Origin of the sequence: Allobosea sp. BK604, from assembly GCF_004341515.1 — a bacterium.
In the GTDB taxonomy this organism is placed as follows: domain Bacteria; phylum Pseudomonadota; class Alphaproteobacteria; order Rhizobiales; family Beijerinckiaceae; genus Allobosea.
Genome location: NZ_SLZF01000001.1, coordinates 202832 through 223643, shown reverse-complemented (window position 1 = coordinate 223643; position 20812 = coordinate 202832). Strand labels below are relative to the sequence as shown.

Below are 20812 nucleotides of genomic sequence, written 5' to 3'. Positions count from 1 at the left end.
GGACCGGATATCGCATCGGTCCGATGATCCAGCGTCTTGTTTTCGCATCGGCATTTCCGAAGGCCGCAATCCGCTATTCGGGCCGATGATCCAGCCGCCCCGCTCGGTCGCAAGCTACTGCTGAAGCCCTGCGGCCTCGACCAGGGGCCTCCAGGCGTCCATGCCCGACTTGATCGCGCCGGCAAAATCGGCCGGTGTGTTAGGCTCGGGCGCGATGAAGCCGAGCTGCTCGTAGCGCTGCGTGATCTCCGGCGAGGCCACGATCGCCGCGATCTCGCGGTTGTAGAGCTCGACGATCGGCTGCGGCGTGCCCTTCGGCAGCAGGAAGCCGTTCCAGCCATTGCTCTCGAAACCCTTGATGCCGGCCTCGGTGAAGGTCGGCACGTCCGGCAGCGCCGGGGCACGTTTCGCGCCGGAGACGGCCAGCACCTTCATCGTCCCGGCACGATGCTGCTCGCTGAAATCGGCGACGGTGGCGACAGCGCCGGAGAGGCGCCCGGCGAGCAGGTCCTGCATGGCGAGCGCCATGCCGCGGAACACCACCATCTCGGCCTTGGCGCCCGAGGCCTGGACGAAGCGCAGGCCGGTCAGATGCGAGAGGCTCGCCTGAAGGGGCACGGCGATATTGGCCTTGTCCGGGTTCTGCTTCAGCCATTGCACGAAACCCGCGACATCGCTGCTGCCGGTTTCCTTGGTGGCGGCGACGGCCAGTTGGAAGTCGGCGGCCCTGACCACGGGCTCGAAATCGGCGAGCGGATCATAGCTCAGGGTCTTGAACGTCACCGGCGCGAGCACGACCATGCCGATATTGCCGACGAGGACGGTCGAGCCGTCCGGCGCCGCCTTCTTCACCTGCTCGGCGGCGAGGCGCCCGGAAGCGCCGGCATTGTTCTCGATGATCACGCTCCGGCCGAGGCGCTGCGACAGCTTCTCGCCGATAATTCGCGCCATCACGTCGGTGGAGCCGCCGGCGGCGAAGCCGACCAGCATGCGGATGGGACCCTGAGGCAGGGTCTGCGCGCTGGCGGGCGCGGCGAGCGCCAGCGCCGAGATCGCGGCGAGACGCAAGACGTGACGACGATGCATGATTGATCCTTTCCCGCTCGTTGGCGGTTCCCCTCGAAGGACGGCAACAGACCATATTCGCATGGCCGTGCAACGCCGCATGCAGCATGCAGGCCATGGTGCCGGCGCAAGACCGTAGTAAGTGCACTAGTGTCGCATCGCCGGTGCAAGCTGGCCGACCTGCAAGCCCCGCCTTCGAAGGACTTCGCCATGCCCAAGACCTGGATGATCACCGGCGCCAATCGCGGCATCGGCCTTGCGCTCACCAGCGCCCTTGTCGTGCGCGGCGACCATGTCGTCGCCGCGGCGCGCGATCCGAGCAGCGGCGCGCTGAAGGCATTGGCAGAAAAGCATCCGGGATCGATCACGCCGCTTGCGCTCGACGTGACCTCGGACGAGAGCGTCGCCGCGGCCAAGGCTGCGCTCGGGAATCGCGAGATCGACGTCCTCGTCAACAATGCCGGCGTCTATGGGCCGCGCGACCGGCAATCGGCCCTCGACATGGATTTCGATGCCTGGCGCGAGGTGTTCGAGGTCAATGTCTACGCGCCGCTGCGGGTGGCGCAGGCCTTCCTGCCCAATGTCGAGGCCTCGAAGACCCGCAAGATCGCGACGATCTCCAGCCGCATGGGCTCGATCGGCAACAACCCCTCCGGTTCGATCGCCTACCGTTCCTCGAAGACGGCGGTGAACATGACCATGGTCCTGTTCGGCAGCGCCGTCCGGGATCGCGGCGTCAGCATCTATCTGTTCCATCCCGGCTGGGTGCAGACCGATATGGGCGGTTCGGGCGCCGATATCCCTCCGAGCCAGAGCGCGGAAGGGTTGATCAGGACGATCGACACGTCCGGCGCGGCCGAGAGCGGCAGCTTCCGCAACTGGGACGGGGCGCCGATTCCCTGGTGATCAGCTCGCGCGCGAGGAGGCGAGCCAGACCCCGCCGCCGATCAGGCACCCGCCGCTGAATCGCGACAGCAGCCGCACGCGGTTCTGCGACAGGAAGCGCCCGGCGCGGCCGGAGAGAAGCGCATAGGCGCTGTCGCTCAGGGCGGCGAAGAGCATCGCGGTCAGGCCCATGATCGCGATCTGCGTGGCGTGGTCGCGGGCCGGGTCGAGGAATTGCGGGAAGAAGGCACCGAAGAAGAGCAAGGTCTTGGGATTGCTGAGCGCGACCAGCACGCCCTGAAGGAAGAAACCGCCGCGCGGCGCGCGCGCCGGGGCCGCGCCGTCCTCGGCATTGCCGGCCGAGCGGAACATCTTCCAGCCGAGCCAGATCAGATAGGCGGCTCCGGCGAGGCGCAGCCAGTCGAACCAGTGACCGAGCGCCGCGATGACGGAGCTGAGGCCGATGCCGACGATCGCGATCATGATGGCAAGGCCGGCCTGGGTTCCTGCCACGTTGAGGAGCCCGGCGCGGCTACCGTGCTTCAGGCTGTTGGCGATGATCAGAGTCACGGTCGGGCCCGGCACGATGATGATCACGGCGCAGGCGGCGAAATAGGCGGCGAAGAGTTCGAGCGACATGGGAGCGGTCTCCGGCTGTGGCGCATAGTACTCTGCCGATATCGTCGCCCTGTCGAGCCGGCATATGGGCGACGGGAAGGAGCGTTGGATGGGCAAGGCCGGTTTTGATGTTGTCCCGCTGACGCCCGAGCGCTGGCCGGACCTGGAGGACCTCTTCGGGCCGAAGGGCGCCTGCTATGGCTGCTGGTGCAACCATTTCCGCATGCCGCAGAAGCAGCGCATGCCGCTGCTCGGCGAGGGCGCGCGGCTTCTGTTCGAGGAGCGCGTCCGCAAGGGGCCGCCGCCGGGCGTGATTGCCTATGACGGCGAGACCTGCGTCGGCTGGCTGCAGGTCGGCCCACGGCGGGACGTTTCCGAATGGAACAACCCGCGCCGCGCCTCGACGCCGCTGCCGGACGCGCCGGCCGAAGATCCGCGCAACTGGGCGGCTTCCTGCTTCTTCGTACGCAAGCAATGGCGCGGCCAGCGGGTGACCGCCGCGCTACTCGACGGTGCGATCGATTTCGCCCGCGCCAGCGGCGCGCGGCTGCTCGAGGCTGCTGCGATGGATCACGAGCTCAAGCGCAGCAGCGAGGGGCTCTATGTCGGCCCGGAGCGAATCTTCCTGCGAGCCGGCTTCAGCGAGGTCGCGCGGCAGAAGCCGGGCAGGCCATTGATGCGGCTTGCGCTCTGACGGCCGTGCATCGCCGCGCATGGACGCGCTTCGGGCTCTGTCCAGAGCATTTCCGCGTCTCTCCGAAACGCGAAAATTCTCTATCTATTTGTTTTGACGCATTTTCCTCACGCGAACCGGTGTCCACTTCGCTCGAAAATGCTCTAGTCCTCGACCAAATCATACGAGGAGAGACCGATGATCCGCATCACGCTCGCAGGCTGCACCGGCTGGGTCGGCAAGGCGCTCGTCGCCGCCATCGCGGCCGCGCCCGATCTCGAACTTGTCGCCGGCATCTCGCGCAAGGCGGCGGGGCGCGATCTCGGCGAGGCCGCCGGGCTGCCCGCGAATGGCCTGCCGGTCTTCGCCTCGGTGGCGGAGGCGCTGTTCGTGCCGTCTGACGTCCTGATCGACTACACCAAGCCCGACAGTGTGAAGGGCAACGTGCTGAGTGCGGTCGCTGGAGGCCGGCATGTCGTGGTCGGCGCATCCGGGATGACGGGCGAGGACTATGCCGAGATCGATGCCGCAGCGCAGATGGCCGGTGTCGGCGTGCTCGCGGCCGGCAATTTCTCGATCACCGCGACCCTGCTGCGCCGCTTCGCCCGCGAGGCGGTCAAAAACGTGCCCGATGTCGAGATCATCGATTACGCGTCCGCCTCCAAGCCCGATACGCCCTCGGGCACGGGCCGCGAGCTCGCCGAGACGCTTGGTGCCGAGCGCATGGCGGCGACCTCCAAGCCGGTCTCGGAGCTCGGAGGAGCACGCGAGACCCGTGGCGCGGCGATCGGCGCGCCCCACCCGGTCCAGGTGCATTCGCTGCGCTTGCCGGGCTTCGTCCTCTCCTGCGAGGCGGTGTTCGGTCTGCCCGACGAGCGCCTCGTCATCCGCCATGATGCCGGCACCTCTGCCGCTCCCTATGTCGGCGGGACCCTGCTCGCGGCGCGAAAAGTCTCCGAAAAAAGCGGCCTGCGGCGCGGGCTCGACAGCCTGATGGCGTAACTCGACAAAATCGCTGGACAATACCGATCTCTACCGGATTTGTACCCGGCTAAATTGTTGATTTCGATCGATTTCTCACCGTCCGTTAACCCCACGTTCGTTCGCATCTGCGAAAGGAGCGGCGCGTTTGGAATTGACGGTGAGACCGATGCGGAATCTGGGCCTGACAGCGAAGATCACGATGTTGTTCGCGCTGTTGGGTATCGCTGCCGGGGCCGGTCTCTACAGCGCGGTCAAGGGGCTCGACGCCGTTCACGAGATCGACAAGGAGGCCTTCGCGAGCCTGGCCCTTGCCAATCGCGCGACGCTTCTCTCGAACCGCGTCGCACAGGCGTCGCTGCTCAGCCGTTTCGACGATGCGGCGACGCCGCGGGCTGTCGAGGTGGCGCTCGACGCGCTCGACGGCGCGGTCGAACTGGTCGACTCGGCAAGGGTGAGTTTCATCGCCTCGCTGCCGGATGATTTCCGCGAGGCCAACCCGACCCTCGATCGGATCATCACGACCTTCATCGATTTCCAGCGTGATATCGTCTCGATGGGGCGCAACGTCTCGCCCAAGGCGGCATTGCTCGAGGCCGGGTCCGAGCCGGCACGCGAGAATGTCCGCCAGATCCTCCTGACCACGGCGAAACTGACCGATGAGCTCGACCAGCGCGCCCAGCGCAGCGCCGCTCGCGCCAGCGAATTGGAACGCTCGGTTCGCTGGCAGGTCATCGTCACTGCCGTCAGCCTGCCGCTGGCCGGGGCCTTGCTGGCAATCGTCCTGCTCCGCACCTATCTGACGCGCCCACTACGCGAGCTGATGGCTGCGATCGGCGCTGCGACATCCTCGAGCGTGGTCATCGACGTGCCGCATGTCCGCCGCAAGGATGAGATCGGCCAGTTGGCTCGCACGGTGCGCACGCTCAGCGAGGTCCGCGCCACGCTGGTCACGCGCGAGGCCGAGGCCGATCTGGCGCAGCAGCACCAGGGACAGCGCACGCAAGAGCTCGGGCGGATCGCCGATGAGTTCGAGGGGCGTCTCGGCGTGCTGCTGCGCGACATTGCCGAGGTCAGCGAGATCCTGCGCGCCGCGCTGCAGGATTCCGCCATCCGCGCCCAGCAGGTTTCGCAAAGCACGGCGACCGCGGCTTCCGCCGTCGTCGGCGCGGGCAACGAGGCGCAACGCATCACCGATGCTGCGCTGCGGCTCGAATACGTGATCCAGCAGATCAATACCGAGGTCCGGCGGGTCTCGGAAACGGCGACCGCCGCCTCGCAGGAAGCGGCCGGCACCTCCGGCCTCGTGCGCCGGCTAACTGAGAACGCGAGCCAGATCCGCGATGTGGTCGAGATCATCGAGGCGATCGCACGGCAGACCAACCTGCTGGCGCTGAACGCGACGATCGAGGCGGCGCGGGCCGGCGTGCATGGCCGGGGCTTTGCCGTCGTCGCCAGCGAGGTCAAGGCGCTTGCCGGGCAGACGGCCGATGCGACGGCGCAGATCGTCAGGCGCATCAGCAATGTCAACGAGGCTTTGTCCCATGCCGCCCAGGCGGTCTCGGCGATCGTCGCCAGCGTCGGCGCGGTCGAGCAGACCAGCACCGAGATCTCGACCATGGTCGGCTCGCATTCCGAACTCCTGGGATCGCTCGGCGATACCGTCGGGCGCATCTCGCATGTCACCGGCACGGCCGCGAGCGCCATGGACGAGATCGCCAAGGCCAATGTCCAGACCGTCGCCCAGGCCGATATGGGCGCCATGGGCGCGCGCGATCTCGACGAGCGCATCGCGGCACTGCAGGAAGAGGCGGAGGAATTCGTCACGCGGCTGCGCGCCGCCTGATCAGGCCTTGCGCGGCGCACCCGACTCGCGCCCATTGGCGGGCATGATCGCCCGCCCCACATCGTGCCCATGAGCAACTGGTCACCGCAGCAGGATGCCGCGCTGAGCGCCGTCGCGCGCTGGCTCCAGGCCGGCCGTCCCCAGGTCTTTCGCCTGTTCGGCTATGCCGGCACGGGCAAGACGACACTCGCGCGTCATATCGCGGAGGGCGTCGACGGTGATGTCGTCTTCGCGGCCTATACCGGCAAGGCGGCGCTGGTGCTGCGCAACAAGGGCTGCCACGGCGCCCAGACCATCCATTCGCTGATCTATCGCTCGCGCGGCGTCGAGGAGGAGAGCCCGACCTTCGTGATCAACCGCGAGAGCAACGCGGCGAAAGCCTCGCTCATCATCATCGACGAGTGCTCGATGGTGGACGAGGAACTCGGCAAGGACTTGCTCTCTTTTGGCACGCCGGTGCTGGTGCTGGGCGATCCGGCGCAACTGCCGCCGGTCAAGGGCGGCGGCTTCTTCACGGAGGCCGAGCCCGACATCATGCTGACCGAGGTGCATCGTCAGGCCGCCGACAACCCCATCGTGCGGATGTCGATGATCGTGCGCGAGGGCGGGCGGCTCGAGGTCGGCGAATACGGCGAGAGCCGGGTGATCCGGCGCGATGCGATCAATTCGGAGATCGTGCTCGGCGCCGACCAGGTGCTGGTCGGCATGAACAAGACGCGGCGGCTCTACAATGCCCGCATCCGCCAGCTGATGGGCCGGACCGAGACCGTGCCGGTCGCCGGCGAGAAACTGGTCTGCCTGCGCAACGACAAGACGAAGGGCCTGCTCAATGGCGGCTCCTGGATCGTGCAGGAGCTGAAGACCTCGAAGAAGGGACTCGTCACCATGCGGGTGACGCCTGAGGACGATGCCGGCGGCAAGGCCGTGAAGGTCTCCGTACTGCCGAATTTCTTCGACGGCACCGAGGAGGAGGTGCCGTGGGAGCTGCGCAAGCACACTGACGAGTTCACCTTCGGATATGCGCTGACTGTCCACAAATCGCAGGGCTCGCAATGGGACGATATCGTGCTGTTCGACGAGGCCTTCGCCTTCCGCGAGCACCGGGCGCGCTGGCTCTATACCGGGCTGACCCGCGCGGCGGAAACGATCACGGTGGTGATGTAGGGACGCCGGCAGATGGTGCGGTGCCTCGGTCTTCAGTCTGCCGTGCTCGATCCGCGCCATGAACGATGGCCTCAAGGCAAGACGCTCGGCCATGCGAGCGTCTTAAAAATCGCCGTTGATTATCCGAATATTTCGACCATACTGGAATTATGGAATCGAAAGCCGCCGCTGCGAGCCTGTCCGCTCTTGGTCATGAGGGGCGCCTGACGATTTTCCGCCTGCTGGTCAAGGCTGGTCCAGTCGGTGTCGCCGCGGGAGAGATTGCAAGGAGGCTGGACAGCCTGCCCAACACCCTGTCGGCCAATCTCAACGTCCTCTCGCATGCCGGGCTGATCACCTCACGCCGCGAAGGCCGGTCGATCATCTATTCGGCCGACTTCACCGCCATGACCGGGCTGCTCGGCTTCCTGATGGAAGATTGCTGCAACGGCTCCCCGGAGATCTGCGCGCCATTGGGGGGCATCGTCGCGAGGGCCGCCGCTTGCGACGGGGCCTGCCTGCCGAACGCGAACGCTTGAGCATGGCCACCTTCGACTTGCCGCGTCGCCTCTTCGCAGAGGCCTTGGGGACTGCATTTCTTCTGGCTGCCGTCGTGGGCTCCGGGATCATGGGCGAGCGTCTCGCCGGCGGCAACGTTGCCCTGGCCTTGCTCGGCAACACCTTGGCGACCGGGGCGGCACTCGTCGTGCTGATCACGCTGTTCGCACCGATCTCCGGCGCGCATTTCAATCCGGCCGTGACTTTGGTAGCCACGCTCAGGCGAGACATGCCCTGGCGCTCGGCACTGGCCTATGCGCTCGCCCAGCTGCTCGGCGCCATCCTCGGTGTCTGGTGCGCCCATGCGATGTTCGGCGAGCCGCTCTTGCAGATCTCGACCAAGCTGCGCACCGGGCCGGCGCAGGTCTTCTCCGAAGCGGTTGCGACCTTCGGCCTGGTTGCGACCATTCTGGGCAGCTTGCGCTTCCGGCTCGACTTCGCACCGATATCGATCGGCCTCTACATCGTCGCTGCCTACTGGTTCACTGCGTCGACCTCCTTCGCCAATCCGGCGGTGACGATCGCCCGCAGCCTTAGTGATACCTTCGCGGGCATCGCACCGGCGAGCGTTCCCGATTTCATCTTCGCCCAGTTGGCCGGCGCATTCGTCGCGATGCTCACGTTCGGCTGGCTTCTCAAGGAAGAGCAGACCTCATGACCGACATCGATTTCCCCGTCGTGATCTTCCACAATCCAGCCTGCGGCACGTCACGCAACACGGTCGAGATGGTTCGCGCCGCCGGCTATACGCCGAAGATCGTCGCGTATCTCGAGGTCGGCTGGACGCATGACCAGCTTCGCAAGCTGGCCGGTGAGGCAGGCCTGTCCTTCCGACAATTGCTACGCGAAAAGGAAACGTCAGCCGCCGAGCTGGGACTGCTCGACCAGGGCATCAGCGAGGACCGTATTCTCGACGCCATGGTCGAGCAGCCGATCCTGGTGAACCGCCCGCTCGTAGTCACGCCGAAGGGCGTCAAGCTGTGCCGGCCGTCGGAACTGGTCTTCGACCTGCTGGATCGAAAGCCGTTCAGCTTCACGAAGGAGGACGGCGAGATCGTTGTGCTCGAATAGCGCCGAGCTGTCGTCGCCGCGGGGTGGCGGGCCACCTGTCGCTTGTCTCCTCACAATGCCTGCGCGGTCGTGCCCTTGGCGATGATCGGGCCGGTCGGGCGGCCGGTCGGTGAGCCGGTTGCCGGTTCCAGCGTGATCTCGAAGAGCTGGTTCGCGCCGAGCGGCAGCTGATCGAGCCGCAGCGGCGTCGAGCGGGCGCGCTCGATCAAGCCGACCGAGCGTGGCCCGACTGCCCGGTCCCACAGCGTCCAGATTTCCAGCGCCTTGCCTTCCGGCACCGCGATCGCCTGCAGCGGCAGCAATTCGACGCGGCCGTCGCCGAAGGTGTTCACGACGGCGGCAGCGATATTGGTCTCGGTCAGGAGCACCGCGACCATGACGGGCTGGCGCCGGGCGCGATCGAGTGCGCCGAGGAGGCCGACCGCGAGCAGGATTGTCGCGACCGCGCCGGCCAAGGCCGCGCCACGCCAGACGAGGAGGCTGTTCCACCAGTCGGAGAGGCGCGAGCCGGTCGCGGCGCCCGGCCGGACAGGGGTGGCCGTCGCGGCTGCCGGCCGTGCAGCCAGCGGCGTGACCGCTGCCAGTTCCGCCTCGATCCGCCGCCAGAGTTCGGACGAGGGCGGGATGGCGGGAGCGGTCGCATCGATCGCGGCGAAATGACTGCGCCAGCGCGCGACGGCGCCGGCAAGCTCGGCATCGACTTCGAGTCGGCGTTCGAACGCGGCGAGGTCGGCACCTTCGATCAGGCCGAGCACATATTCGCCCGCCAGCATGTCGCGCTCTTCGGGGCCGAGCGGCAGGTCGGGGGAGGGGCTCATCCGAGGCACTCCTTGAGCGCGAGCAACGAGCGGCGAATCCAGGACTTCACCGTCCCGAGCGGCAGCTTGACCCGTTCGGCCAGCTCGCCATGGGTCAGGCCTTGGACGAAGGCGAGCAGCACAAGGCTGCGGCGCTGCTCCGGCAGCTGCTCCAGGCAGGCGCGCAGGGCCTTGGCGTCGGACAGTTTCGACATCACCGTCTCGGGATCATCCTCTTCGCTCGCCGTCTCCTCGGCGACAGGGGTGTCGCTCGTCTCGGTCCGCTTCTCGTCGCGCAGGATCGAGAGCGCGCGGTTGCGCAGGATGGCGTAGATCCAGGTCAGGCCGCTACCGCGCTCGGGGTCGAAGCGGGCGGCATGGCGCCAGATCAACACGAAGGCGTCCTGCACGGCCTCCTCCGCCAGCGCCCGCCGCTTGAGCAGGCGCTGGGCCACACCGAGCATACGCGCCGACTCGGCCTCGTAGATGCGCTTCAACGCAATTTTATCGCCCGATGCGCATTGGCGCAGCGCGGCGTCGATCTCCGTCGCTTGTCGCGGCAGCGTGGCGCTCGTCGCCATCCTGTCCCCCTGATCGGCGCCATCGCATGCGCCAGTGCGAGTCTACGCGGCTGGGCGGGCCGCGGATGCAGCCCGATCTTTTATTTCTTCAAGCGCATCCGCACCAGCGCGCCGACCTTATCCCCAGTGGGCAGCACGCCAGGCATTGGCGTCGATCGACCCAAGAGAATTGCGATCCAATCGGAGGATAACCTCATGCAGACCATTGGCATCACGCGCCTCGCGCTCGTCGCCTCCACCATTCTCGGCGCGTCCTTTGCCGCCACGCTTGCGGCCCCAGCCGGCACGCTCGCCGTGCTCAGCGGCGACCATACGCTTACCATGGTCGACACCGCGACGCAGAAGGCCGGCAAGTCGATCGAGGTCACCGGCATCGGCGGCAAGATCGCCGGCATCGATGTTCGCCCCGCCGACGGCCTGCTCTATGCACTCGGCGGCGATGGCACGATCTACACGGTCGATCTTGCCAGCGGCAAAGCCACGATCAAGTCGAAGATGGATACCGTGCTCGCCGCAGGCACGATGGCGACGGTCGATTTCAACCCGGCCGCCGACCGGCTGCGCGTCATCGGCGCGGATGGCACGAACCTGCGCGTCAATGTCGACGACGGCAAGACCATGGTCGACGGCAAGCTCAAATTCGCCGAGACCGACATGCACAAGGGCGAGGTGCCGATGGTCGTCGCCGGTGCCTATTCGAACTCGGTCAAGGGCACGAAGGAGACCGCGCTCTACGATATCGACGGCAAGATCGGCGGGCTCCTGAAGCAGGCGCCGCCGAATGACGGCGTGCTCGGCGCGATCGGCAAGCTCGGTGTCACGCCAAAGGCGGTCGCCTTCGATATCGAGACCGGCAGCGACGGCTCGAATACCGGCTGGCTCCTGGCCGATGGCGCGTTGCACAAGGTCGACCTCGCCTCCGGCAAGGCGACGATGATCGGGAAGGTGAACGGGCTCAAGTCACCGGCGCGTGACGCCGCCGCGCTGCCGGCGATGTAAGCCCGCCAACCGACCGATGACGAGGGAGCCGCCGTCTCACCCGCGGGACGGCGGCTCTTCGTGCTTGGAGCACTTCCGCGTTTCTCCGAACCGCGCAAGTGCTCTATCTCTTTGCCTTGACGCATTTTCTTTACGCGAACCGGTATCCACTTCGCTCGAAAATGCTCTGGTGTTCAGGCCCAGGCGCGGCCGGCGATCTTCTTCTCGAAGGCGTCGATCGCCGGGGCCTTCTCCATGGTCAGGCCGATATCGTCGAGCCCGTTGAGCAGGCAATGCTTGCGGAACGGATCGATGTCGAATTTCAGCGTGCCGCCGTCCGGGCCCTTGATCTCCTGCTTCTCGAGATCGACGGTCAGGGTCGCGTTCGAACCGCGATCGGCATCGTCGAAGAGCTTCTCCAGGTCCTCGGGCTTCACGACGATCGGCAGGATGCCGTTCTTGAAGCAGTTATTGTAAAAGATGTCGGCGAAAGAGGTCGAAATCACGCAGCGGATACCGAAATCGAGCAGGGCCCAGGGTGCATGCTCGCGCGAGGAGCCGCAGCCGAAATTATCGCCGGCAACCAGGATCTCCGACTTGCGGTAGGCCGGCTGGTTCAGCACGAAATCGGGGTTCTCCGAGCCGTCCTCCTTGTAGCGCGCCTCGGCGAAGAGGGCGGTGCCGAGCCCGGTGCGCTTGATCGTCTTGAGGTACTGCTTGGGGATGATCATGTCGGTGTCGACATTCACCACCTTCAACGGGGCGGGGGTGGAGGTCAGCGTGGTGAAGGGCTGCATGGCAAGGCTCCAACGGGTGTTTCGGTCAGGAGGCGTGATGGACGGCGGGCCTCATAGCTGCGCCGTCAGGAGTTTGAAGCTGGCAAAGCCGAAGAAGGCGGCGAGGCAGGCTTCCGCCCGGCGCCGGATCCTGCGGTAGCCCGCGACCATGGAAGCGGTCGAGAACAGGTATGCATAGCCCTGGTTGAGCACCAGGGAGATCATCATACAACCGAAGACGATGGCGTAGACGACCACCGCGGGTGTCTCGGGGCGCAGGCCGAGCGCGATAATCGCCGTCCAGCTCAGGATCGCCTTGGGGTTGGTGAGGTGCATGAGATAGCCGCGCAGATAGGCGAGATGCCCGGGAACGGCGGCTTTCGGCGGCGGCATATCCTCTCGCATGGCCGAGCGCGCCGAGCGCCCGGCCAGGAACAGCAGGTAGAGGCCGCCGACGATCTTGATCGCGTAGAGCGCGCCGGGATGGGCCACGATCAGCGCGGAGACGCCGATGGCGGCGAGAATGCCCCAGGTCAGGGAGCCGGTGGTGACGCCGAGCGCGAGCGTGAGCCCGGCGCGCCTGCCATGCTCCATCGAGGTCGCCATGACCGCGAGATTGCTCGGGCCGGGGCTGGCCACGGCCAGGAAGAAGGCCGAGTAGACCAGCACCAGGTCGGGCCAATGGCGGATCAGGTCATCGATCATCGTCTATCGCTCCGCCGCCTGCTCGATCGCTTCCATGTCCTCGTCCGAGAAGCCGAAATGGTGGCCGATCTCGTGCACGAGCACATGGGTGACGATGGCACTGAGGGTTTCGTCGTTCTCCGCCCAGTAGTCGAGGATCGGGCGGCGGTAGAGATGGATCGTGTTCGGCATCTGGCCGGTCTGTGGCGCGTAGCCCTGCTGGGGCAGGCCGACGCCGCTGAACAGGCCGAGGATGTCGAACGCGCTCTCCGCCTCCAGCTCCTTGACCACGTCATCCTCGGGGAACTCGGTGACGTTGATGATGAGATCGGCGCAAAGCGCGCGGAACTCGTCCGGCAGGTTGTCGAAGGCGGATTGGGCCAGCACCTCGAACTCGGCGATGGAGGGGGCCTTGAGCCCGCTCCAGTCAAGCGAGGACGAGGCCTCGGCATGGGCCGAGGCGCTGGCGGAGGCTGAGATCGACGGCACGGTCTTCATCTCACCAGATCTTGAGCTGATGCCCGAGCCAGAAGGCCAGCACGACGACGCCGATCAGCGAAAGGGCACGGCCGATGCGCCGGCCCCAAAGCTCGATCTTGTCGCCCTCTGGCGCGTCGCGACCGGAGAAATGGTCAGCGGCACGGCCCATCGAGGAGCCGAACACGCCTTCCTGGTCGCGCTTGACGCGCTCAAGCGTTGCCTTGGCCTCGGCGGCGCGGGCGGCTTCGCGGGGGTCGGTTGTCATGCCTTACCTCCGCGAACGGGCTCCTAGCCCAGCTGCCTCACATCGACGAAGTGACCGACGAGCGCCGCGGCTGCCGCCATGGTCGGCGAGACCAGGTGGGTGCGGCCGCGATAGCCTTGGCGGCCCTCGAAATTGCGGTTCGAGGTCGAGGCGGCGCGCTGGCCGGGCTTGAGCTGGTCGGGGTTCATGCCGAGGCACATCGAGCAGCCGGGCTCGCGCCACTCGAAGCCGGCGGCCAGGAAGATCTTGTCGAGACCCTCTTCCTCCGCCTGCTGCTTCACCAGGCCGGAGCCGGGCACGATCATGGCGTAGTCGAGCGAGCCGGCGATCTTCTTGCCCTCGACGATCTTGGCGACGGCGCGCAGATCCTCGATGCGGCCATTGGTGCAGGAGCCGATCCAGATCACGTCGAGCGGGATCTCGGTCATCCTGGTGCCGGCGGTCAGGCCCATATAGTCGAGAGCGCGCTTCTTCGAGGCGCGCTTGACCTCGTCCTCGATCAGCTCGGGATCGGGCACCGCGCCCATCACCGAGATCACGTCCTCGGGGCTGGTGCCCCAGGAGACGATCGGCGGCAGGTTGGCGGCGTCGAGCTTGACCACGCGGTCGAAATGCGCGCCCTCGTCGGTGCGCAGCGTCTCCCAATAGCGCACGGCCTCTTCCCAGGCCGCGCCCTTGGGCGCCTTCGGCCGGCCCATGAGATAGGCATAGGACTTCTCGTCCGGCGCGACCATGCCGGCGCGGGCACCGCCCTCGATCGACATGTTGCAGACCGTCATGCGGCCTTCCATCGAGAGGCCTCGAATGGCCTCACCAGCATATTCGATGACCGAGCCGGTGCCGCCGGCAGTGCCGATCTCGCCGATGATCGCCAGCGTGATGTCCTTGGCGGTGACGCCCTTGGCCGGGGTGCCGTCCACCTGGACGAGCATGTTCTTGGCCTTCTTCTGGATCAGCGTCTGGGTGGCGAGCACATGCTCGACCTCGGAGGTGCCGATGCCATGGGCCAACGCGCCGAAGGCGCCGTGCGTCGAGGTGTGGCTGTCGCCGCAGACGATCGTGGTGCCGGGCAAGGTGAAGCCCTGCTCGGGGCCGACGATGTGGACGATGCCCTGGCGGACGTCGAGCTCGTTGAAATACTCGACGCCGAAATCCTTGGCGTTCTTGGCGAGCGCCTCGACCTGGATGCGGCTCTCCTCTTCGGCGATGCCCTTGCTGCGGTCGGTGGTCGGGATGTTGTGGTCGACGACGGCGAGCGTCTTCTCGGGAGAACGAACCTTGCGGCCGGTCATGCGCAGGCCCTCGAAAGCCTGCGGGCTCGTGACCTCGTGGACGAGGTGGCGGTCGATATAGAGCAGGCAGGTGCCGTCTTCCTGCCGGTCGACGACGTGGTCGTCGAAGATCTTGTCGTAGAGCGTGCGGGGGGCGGTGGACGACGTCATGTCGATAAGCCTCGGTCCTGGAATTCTTCAGTCTTGGAATTCTGGTGCCGGCCTGAGCCGGCGGCGCTTGCGCAAGCGGCCTGTCGCCGGCCGAGACGGCCGGTCTCAGGCGCGGCTAAGGCCTGCAACGGCCGAGGTCGTGAACCGGCCGAAAAAGCGCCAGGGCAGGCGGGCATGGTCGTGCAGCGCCGCGAATTCCTGCGTAGTCGGGATGCGACGGCGCAGCTTCGCCACGCGCCTGACGGCGCGGCTGCCGATCCCTACGATGTGCAGGCCCGATGTCATGCCGATGCTTCTATCAGTTCCAAACTGCGCCGGCAACGAAGCCAATGCCGGTCGGCTCGGCGTCGAACGCGGAGCTCGCGCGTTCACCTGACGCGTTCGGCTGGCGCGGTCATCGGCAGTCAAGGTGCGACGGCCGGCGGCGCCTGCTATAGGCGGCGGGCAACAGGATCGGTGGTAGAGATGATGCGCTTTTTCCCCTTCATGGCCTTCGCAGTTCTCGCCTATGGCGTCGTCGTCGCCGTCATGGGCATTCCACTCGAGCGGGTGCTGTTCTCGATCGGGCTGCCGTCAGGCGCCAGCTTCGCGCCGACGACGGGCGAGACCCTGCTCGCTGTCGCGATCCTGGTCCTGTTCTTCGAGATCATGAACGCCGCCAGTGCGCGCTCGAGTTCGATCCTCAATCACGGCCTGTCGCTCCTGGTCTTCGTCGGCTGCGGTCTCGCCTTCCTGTTGCTTCCGGCCTTCGGCACCGGGACCTTCCTGGTCATCACCGTGATGTCGCTGATCGATGTCGTCGCCGGCTATTCGATCAGCATCCTCACCGCCCGGCGCGACCTGACGGTCGGCCCGCAGGACTGAGCTTTCGGCAAAACAAAAGCGCGGCCCCGAAGGGCCGCGCTCGAAACTCGCTTCGCAATGCGGGCGAAGCTTACTTGCCAGCGCCCTTGGCCGGCTTGGCATCGGTGCGCTCGGCGATACGGGCCGACTTGCCGCGGCGATCGCGCAGGTAATACAGCTTGGCGCGCCGGACCTTGCCCTTGCGGACAACCTTGATGGAATCGATGTTCGGCGAATAGAGCGGGAAGACGCGCTCGACGCCCTCGCCATAGGAAATCTTGCGGACGGTGAAGGCCTCGTTCAGGCCGCCGCCATTGCGCGCGATCACGACGCCCTCATAGGCCTGGACGCGGCTGCGCTCGCCTTCCTTGACCTTGACGTTGACCTGCACGGTGTCGCCGGGCTGGAAGTGCGGGATGTCCTTGCCTTCGCTGAGCTTGGCGATCTGCTCTTTGTCGAGCTGCTCGATGATGTTCATGGGTCTCTCCATGGCCGTGTTCGCGCTGGACGCGCGGGCTTTCGGCTCGCTGTTTTCAGTTGAGGGCGTGCCCATACAGGAGGACGGGCTGTTTGTCGAGCCGCACCGGCAGCGAAACGCATTCAGGGAAGGACATGCCGGATATTCTGACTGGTGCCACAAAAATGCGCAGCATGCGCTCTAAATCGGAAAGCGTAGTGAAATGTTCCAGGCGCAGACTGGCGCCAGGAAAGCCGCCCGCGTTCAGATCCGCACCTGCAGGAACACCGTCTGCCGATGGACGGGATCAGCGCAAATCTCAGCAAGCTCTATGAGAACACGCCGGTGCTGGTCGCCGCATATGATGCGTTCGATCGCCTGCGCTACGCCAACGGGGCCTTCCGCTGCGCCTTCTTCATCGAGCCGGGAGAACAGCCGTTCTGGTCGGAGCTGATGCGCCGCAACCGTGCGGCGGGGAGGGGCACGATCATCCGCGAGCCCAATTTCGACTCCTGGCTGGTCTCGGCCAAGTCGCGCCGCGGCAAGCAGCCCTTTCGCGCCTTCGAGACTGACCTCGTCGATGGTCGCTGGCTCTGGATGACAGAGACCGTACAGCCGAATGGCTGGATGCTCTGCATTGCCAGCGACATCACCGAGATCAGGGCGGAGGAGCGTGCCGTCCGGCAGGACCGCGATTTCGCGATCAAGGCCTCCTACACCGATGAGCTGACCGGTATCGCCAACCGTCGCTATGTGATGGGCCGCGTCGACGAGATGACGCGAACCAGCATCCAGCACGGCATCGTCGGCTGCGTCGCCATTCTCGACATCGACAATTTCAAGCAGATCAATGACCGCTTCGGCCATGCCACGGGCGATCTGGTCCTGCGCGACTTCGCCCTGCGGATCCAGGAGGATGTTCGCCGGACCGATTGCTTCGGCCGGATCGGCGGCGAGGAATTCGCCCTCGTGCTGCCTGATACGCAGGTCGACGAGGCGTTGCTGATCCTCGACCGGATGCTGGCCATCGTGCGGATGGCCGTGCCGATGCCCGAGCAGCCCTCGTTCAAATACACGTTTTCGGCCGGTGTCGCCGAATGGATGGCAGGCGAGACGGCGACCGACATCTACACGCGCGCCGACCGGGCGCTCTACGCCGCCAAGCTCGCGGGACGGGATCGAATCGCGGCCGATGGCTTGAGACGCGAGCCCCCGGCCGTCGTAGCTTAGGGTCTGTCCTCATATTGGAGGGTGTCGCGACGCACCAGCCGGGCAAAATGCCCGCGCCCCTTCGGGGTCGGGCGAAAATGGCCGACTGCCGCGTCGGTCCCTTGCCCGATGCCTGGGGCATGGGGCGGCGGGCTCCTCCTTGCATTCGGCCATTTTGGCCCGATCACGACACCCTCCAATATGAGTACAGACCCTAGCGCGGCCATGGCTTCCATCGCGCTGGAGCAGGGTGCATAGCTGGGCGACGATCGCGTCATTGGACATGGCCATGGCTCAGGACATCCCGAAAGTTGCTCTCGTCACCGGCGCCGCGCGCGGCATCGGGCTGGCGACGGCCAAGCGGTTCCTTGCCGATAACTGGCGGGTCGCGCTGCTCGATATCGATGCGGTGACGCTGGCGCAGGCGATGGCGGAGCTCGACGCGCCGCATGTCACGCTGTCGCTGACCTGCGACGTCGCGGATCCTGCCGCCGTCGTCGCCGCCTTCGATACGGCGGCCGAGCGCTTCGGCCGGCTCGACGCGCTCGTCAACAATGCCGGAACGGCCGTGTTCAAGCCGCTGCTGGAGACCAGCTATGACGAATGGCAGCGCGTGCTCGCGGTCAATCTCACCGGCCCGTTCCTGTGCACGCAGGCCGGTGCACCGCTGATGGCCGATGGCGGCGGCGGCGCCGTCGTCAACATCACCTCGATCTCGGGCCTGCGCGCCTCGACGCTGCGCGCCTCGACGCTGCGCGTCGCCTACGGCACCAGCAAGGCCGGGCTCGCCCATCTCACCAAGCAGCAGGCGGCCGAGCTCGCCGCGCTCGGCATAAGGGTCAATGCGGTCGCGCCCGGCCCGGTCGATACCGCCATGGCCAAGGCGGTGCACAGCAAGGAGATTCGCGCCGATTATCACGACGCGATCCCGCTCGCCCGCTATGGGCTGGAGGAGGAGCTCGCGGAGGCGATCTTCTTCCTGTGCAGCGAAAAGGCGAGCTACATCACCGGCCAGGTACTCGCGGTCGATGGCGGCTTCGATGCGGTCGGCATCGGTCTGCCGACGCTGCGCGGCCAGCGCCGCAATCTCTGAGCCGACGCCGGCGCGCGACGGGCCTGCCAACATTCCGCTTGCACCGCGCCGCCAACGGCGCGAACCTGCGCTGGCTATCCCTCTTCGACGGCCGCCCGACCCAAGTCGGGCCCGAGCGACCGCCGCCTTCCCGGCGTGGGCGCTTCCATTCTTGCTTCCGCCGGGTCTCCGCCGTGCCGGACGCGCCTGCCATTCCCGTCCGCCATGGCCATAACCCAGGGAGGACGACATGGCTGCAAAGTCAGGCAATGGAGGTTCCACCAACGCAGACAGAGTGAGGGGGCCGCGGTGCATCGCGATCGTCGGTCCCTTCCAGAGCGGCAAGACGAGCCTGCTCGAAAGCATCCTGGAGCGCTGCGGCGCGCTCTCGCGTGCCGGCTCGGTCAAGACCGGCAACAGTGTCGGCGATGCCAATGCCGAGGCCCGCGCCCATCAGATGAGCACCGAGCCGAACGTGGCGACGGTCGAGTTCCTCGGCGAGCGCTTCAGCTTCATCGACTGCCCCGGCTCCGTCGAGTTCCTGCACGAGATGCGGCATGTCCTGCCCGCCGTGGATGCCGCGGTCGTGGTCTGCGAGGCCGATGATCGCAAGGCGCCGGCGCTCGAACTCGTGCTGCGCGAGCTGGAAGAAGCCGACATCCCGCGCTTCCTCTTCCTCAACAAGATCGACACCGCGACCCGCCGGGTACGCGAGACGCTCGGCATCCTGCAGCGTGCCTCGCGCACGCCCCTGCTGCTGCGCCAGATCCCGATCTGGCAGAAGGGCATCGCTGTCGGCTTCATTGACCTCGCGCTCGAGCGAGCCTTCATCTACCGCGAGCATGCGCCGAGCGAGATCGTGCCGCTCGGCAGCGAGGAAGTCGGCCGCGAGAAGGAAGCGCGCTTCTCGATGCTGGAGAAGCTCGCCGATTACGACGATACGCTGATGGAGGATCTGCTCGGGGATATCGAGCCGCCGCGCGACCTCGTCTTCGACGATCTGGCGCGCGAGCTGAAGCAGCGTCATGTCGTGCCGGTCCTGATCGGCGCTGCCGAGCGCGGCAATGGCGTGACGCGCCTGCTCAAGGCGCTGCGCCACGAGGCGCCGAGCCTGGCCGAGACGCGCGGGCGCGTCGGCGTGGTCGAAGGCGGCTCGCCGCTGGCGCTGGTGATGAAGACCTGGCATTCGAGCCAGGGCGGCAAGGTCTCGCTCGCCCGCGTGCTGCGCGGGCAGATCGCGGAAGGCGATATCGTGACCTCCTCGGCCGGGGTCGAGACCCGCATCGGCGGCGTTATCGAACTGAAGGGGGCCGAGCAGATCCGCAGGCCTTCGGCGGGTGAGGGCGAGGTCGCCGCCTTCGCGCGGCTGGAGGGTGTGCGCACCGGCGATGCACTGGCGGTCGGCAAGACCCGGCCCGGCATCGTCAGCTCCGTCGCCCCGCCCGAGCCGGTTCATGCGCTCGGTATCGGCGTGAAGGACCGCAAGGACGATGTCCGGCTGACGACGGCGCTCGCCCGCATCGCCGAGGAGGACCCGGCGCTGATGGTGACGCACCTGCCGGAGTTCGGCGAGATGCGCCTCTCAGGCCAGGGGGAGATGCATCTGCGGGTGACGATGGAGCGGCTCTCGGGCCGCTACGGCGTCGCGGTCGAGAGCCATCCGCCGGAGGTCGGCTATCGTGAGACGATCCGCGGCAAGGCGAGCGCGCGCGGCCGGCATCGCAAGCAGAGCGGCGGCCACGGCCAATATGGCGATGTCGTGCTGGAGGTCGCGCCGCAGGAGCGCGGCGCGGGCATCCGCTTCATCGACAAGATCACGGGAGGCGTGGTGCCGAAGCAATATATCTCCTCGGTCGAGGCCGGCGTCCGCGACTTCTGCCAGAGCGGGCCGCTCGGCTTCCCGCTGGTCGATCTCGAGGTCACGTTGACCGACGGCTCCTACCATACGGTCGATTCCTCCGACATGGCCTTCAAGCAGGCCGCGCGAATCGCGATGTCGGAGGCGATTCCACAGGCCAAGCCGGTGCTGCTGGAGCCGATCCTGGCGGTCGAAGTGGTGATTCCCTCCGACGCGATGTCGAAGGCCTCAGCCATCGTCTCGGCCAGGCGCGGCCAGATCCTGGGCTATGACGCACGGCCGGGATGGCGCGGTTGGGACCAGATCAACGCGCTGGTTCCGGAGGCCGAAATGGCCGGCCTGATCGTCGAGCTGCGCTCGGCGACCTCGGGCGTCGGCTCGTTCAGCGCCCGTTTCGACCATCTTGCCGAGCTTGCCGGCAAATCGGCCGATGCGGTGGTCGCCGCGCATGCTCTCGCACAGGCTCGTTAGAGCAGGATCCGATGCCGGGGCAGGGAGATCGATCGCCGCTTCGCCTCGGTTAGGAGGCG

General features: G+C 66.7%; 25 protein-coding genes. 14 read left to right on the top strand and 11 right to left on the bottom strand.

Going from position 1 to position 20812, the window contains the following annotated elements; all coding sequences use genetic code 11:
- Window positions 1–114: 114 nt before the first annotated feature.
- The gene (locus tag EV560_RS01195; protein ID WP_165923263.1) at window positions 115–1086 is read right to left on the bottom strand and encodes a Bug family tripartite tricarboxylate transporter substrate binding protein; all 972 of its coding nucleotides are present in this window, start codon (window positions 1084–1086) and stop codon (window positions 115–117) included.
- A gap of 189 nt (window positions 1087–1275) precedes the next feature.
- Between EV560_RS01195 and EV560_RS01190 the strand changes: the two genes are divergently transcribed.
- Window positions 1276–1971, top strand: a complete 696-nt coding sequence (locus tag EV560_RS01190; protein WP_131853202.1) for an SDR family oxidoreductase — start codon at window positions 1276–1278, stop codon at window positions 1969–1971.
- On the opposite strand, the gene EV560_RS01185 is transcribed toward EV560_RS01190, so the two are convergent.
- On the bottom strand, window positions 1972–2589 hold the full coding sequence (locus EV560_RS01185) for a LysE family translocator (protein ID WP_131853200.1): 618 nt from the start codon (window positions 2587–2589) through the stop codon (window positions 1972–1974).
- A gap of 88 nt (window positions 2590–2677) precedes the next feature.
- On the opposite strand from EV560_RS01185, the gene EV560_RS01180 reads away from it, so the two are divergent.
- From EV560_RS01180 to arsC, 7 genes are all read left to right on the top strand, one after another.
- Entirely contained in the window at window positions 2678–3262 is a 585-nt protein-coding gene (locus EV560_RS01180; RefSeq protein ID WP_131853198.1) for a GNAT family N-acetyltransferase, read from the top strand.
- A 177-nt stretch (window positions 3263–3439) separates the two neighbouring features.
- Window positions 3440–4243, top strand: coding sequence for a 4-hydroxy-tetrahydrodipicolinate reductase (gene dapB / locus EV560_RS01170; protein WP_131853194.1), 804 nt, complete (start codon window positions 3440–3442; stop codon window positions 4241–4243).
- A 181-nt stretch (window positions 4244–4424) separates the two neighbouring features.
- Window positions 4425–6068 (top strand): methyl-accepting chemotaxis protein, encoded by a 1644-nt coding sequence (locus tag EV560_RS01165; RefSeq protein WP_165923262.1) that lies wholly within the window; start codon window positions 4425–4427, stop codon window positions 6066–6068.
- 69 nt (window positions 6069–6137) lie between these two features.
- Window positions 6138–7232 (top strand): ATP-dependent DNA helicase, encoded by a 1095-nt coding sequence (locus tag EV560_RS01160; RefSeq protein WP_131853190.1) that lies wholly within the window; start codon window positions 6138–6140, stop codon window positions 7230–7232.
- Between the two features lie 149 nt (window positions 7233–7381).
- The gene (locus tag EV560_RS01155) at window positions 7382–7750 is read left to right on the top strand and encodes an ArsR/SmtB family transcription factor (RefSeq protein ID WP_131853188.1); all 369 of its coding nucleotides are present in this window, start codon (window positions 7382–7384) and stop codon (window positions 7748–7750) included.
- 2 nt (window positions 7751–7752) lie between these two features.
- Window positions 7753–8427, top strand: a complete 675-nt coding sequence (locus EV560_RS01150) for an aquaporin (RefSeq protein WP_131853186.1) — start codon at window positions 7753–7755, stop codon at window positions 8425–8427.
- Window positions 8424–8840 carry an arsenate reductase (glutaredoxin) gene (gene arsC / locus EV560_RS01145; protein WP_131853184.1) on the top strand — a complete coding sequence of 139 codons (417 nt, stop codon included), beginning with the start codon at window positions 8424–8426 and terminating at the stop codon, window positions 8838–8840. Before EV560_RS01150 ends, arsC begins: the two co-directional genes overlap by 4 nt.
- A 50-nt stretch (window positions 8841–8890) precedes the next feature.
- Here arsC and EV560_RS01140 read toward each other — a convergent pair whose 3' ends face one another.
- Window positions 8891–9658 carry an anti-sigma factor gene (locus EV560_RS01140; protein WP_131853182.1) on the bottom strand — a complete coding sequence of 256 codons (768 nt, stop codon included), beginning with the start codon at window positions 9656–9658 and terminating at the stop codon, window positions 8891–8893.
- Window positions 9655–10218, bottom strand: a complete 564-nt coding sequence (locus tag EV560_RS01135) for a sigma-70 family RNA polymerase sigma factor (RefSeq protein WP_131853180.1) — start codon at window positions 10216–10218, stop codon at window positions 9655–9657. Before EV560_RS01135 ends, EV560_RS01140 begins: the two co-directional genes overlap by 4 nt.
- A 195-nt stretch (window positions 10219–10413) precedes the next feature.
- Between EV560_RS01135 and EV560_RS01130 the strand changes: the two genes are divergently transcribed.
- A complete protein-coding gene (locus tag EV560_RS01130) occupies window positions 10414–11217 on the top strand; it encodes a DUF4394 domain-containing protein (RefSeq protein WP_131853178.1) in 804 nt (267 codons plus the stop codon).
- A gap of 173 nt (window positions 11218–11390) precedes the next feature.
- Here EV560_RS01130 and leuD read toward each other — a convergent pair whose 3' ends face one another.
- The 6 genes from leuD to EV560_RS01100 all read right to left on the bottom strand — a co-directional run bounded on the left by leuD (window position 11391) and on the right by EV560_RS01100 (window position 15128).
- Window positions 11391–11993, bottom strand: coding sequence for a 3-isopropylmalate dehydratase small subunit (leuD, locus tag EV560_RS01125; protein WP_131853176.1), 603 nt, complete (start codon window positions 11991–11993; stop codon window positions 11391–11393).
- 51 nt (window positions 11994–12044) lie between these two features.
- A complete protein-coding gene (locus tag EV560_RS01120) occupies window positions 12045–12677 on the bottom strand; it encodes a LysE family translocator (protein ID WP_131853174.1) in 633 nt (210 codons plus the stop codon).
- 3 nt (window positions 12678–12680) lie between these two features.
- Window positions 12681–13154: a metallopeptidase family protein gene (locus EV560_RS01115; protein ID WP_131853172.1), complete on the bottom strand. Its 474-nt coding sequence runs from the start codon at window positions 13152–13154 to the stop codon at window positions 12681–12683.
- A 1-nt stretch (window position 13155) separates the two neighbouring features.
- The gene (locus EV560_RS01110; RefSeq protein WP_131853170.1) at window positions 13156–13401 is read right to left on the bottom strand and encodes a hypothetical protein; all 246 of its coding nucleotides are present in this window, start codon (window positions 13399–13401) and stop codon (window positions 13156–13158) included.
- Between the two features lie 23 nt (window positions 13402–13424).
- The gene (gene leuC / locus EV560_RS01105; protein ID WP_131853168.1) at window positions 13425–14843 is read right to left on the bottom strand and encodes a 3-isopropylmalate dehydratase large subunit; all 1419 of its coding nucleotides are present in this window, start codon (window positions 14841–14843) and stop codon (window positions 13425–13427) included.
- Window positions 14844–14948: 105 nt separating this feature from the next.
- Entirely contained in the window at window positions 14949–15128 is a 180-nt protein-coding gene (locus EV560_RS01100; RefSeq protein WP_131853166.1) for a hypothetical protein, read from the bottom strand.
- A 180-nt stretch (window positions 15129–15308) separates the two neighbouring features.
- Between EV560_RS01100 and EV560_RS01095 the strand changes: the two genes are divergently transcribed.
- On the top strand, window positions 15309–15707 hold the full coding sequence (locus EV560_RS01095) for a hypothetical protein (RefSeq protein ID WP_131853165.1): 399 nt from the start codon (window positions 15309–15311) through the stop codon (window positions 15705–15707).
- Window positions 15708–15777: 70 nt separating this feature from the next.
- Here EV560_RS01095 and rplS read toward each other — a convergent pair whose 3' ends face one another.
- Window positions 15778–16164 (bottom strand): 50S ribosomal protein L19, encoded by a 387-nt coding sequence (gene rplS, locus EV560_RS01090; RefSeq protein WP_131853163.1) that lies wholly within the window; start codon window positions 16162–16164, stop codon window positions 15778–15780.
- On the opposite strand from rplS, the gene EV560_RS01085 reads away from it, so the two are divergent.
- The 4 genes from EV560_RS01085 to EV560_RS01070 all read left to right on the top strand — a co-directional run bounded on the left by EV560_RS01085 (window position 16154) and on the right by EV560_RS01070 (window position 20753).
- Entirely contained in the window at window positions 16154–16348 is a 195-nt protein-coding gene (locus EV560_RS01085; protein ID WP_131853161.1) for a hypothetical protein, read from the top strand. The genes rplS and EV560_RS01085 overlap by 11 nt on opposite strands.
- Window positions 16349–16440: 92 nt before the next feature.
- Complete coding sequence (locus EV560_RS01080; RefSeq protein ID WP_131853159.1) at window positions 16441–17373, top strand: sensor domain-containing diguanylate cyclase; 933 nt, start codon at window positions 16441–16443, stop codon at window positions 17371–17373.
- A gap of 268 nt (window positions 17374–17641) precedes the next feature.
- Complete coding sequence (locus tag EV560_RS01075) at window positions 17642–18445, top strand: SDR family NAD(P)-dependent oxidoreductase (protein WP_131853158.1); 804 nt, start codon at window positions 17642–17644, stop codon at window positions 18443–18445.
- Between the two features lie 229 nt (window positions 18446–18674).
- Window positions 18675–20753, top strand: a complete 2079-nt coding sequence (locus EV560_RS01070) for an elongation factor G (protein WP_131853156.1) — start codon at window positions 18675–18677, stop codon at window positions 20751–20753.
- The last annotated feature ends 59 nt before the right edge of the window (window positions 20754–20812 follow it).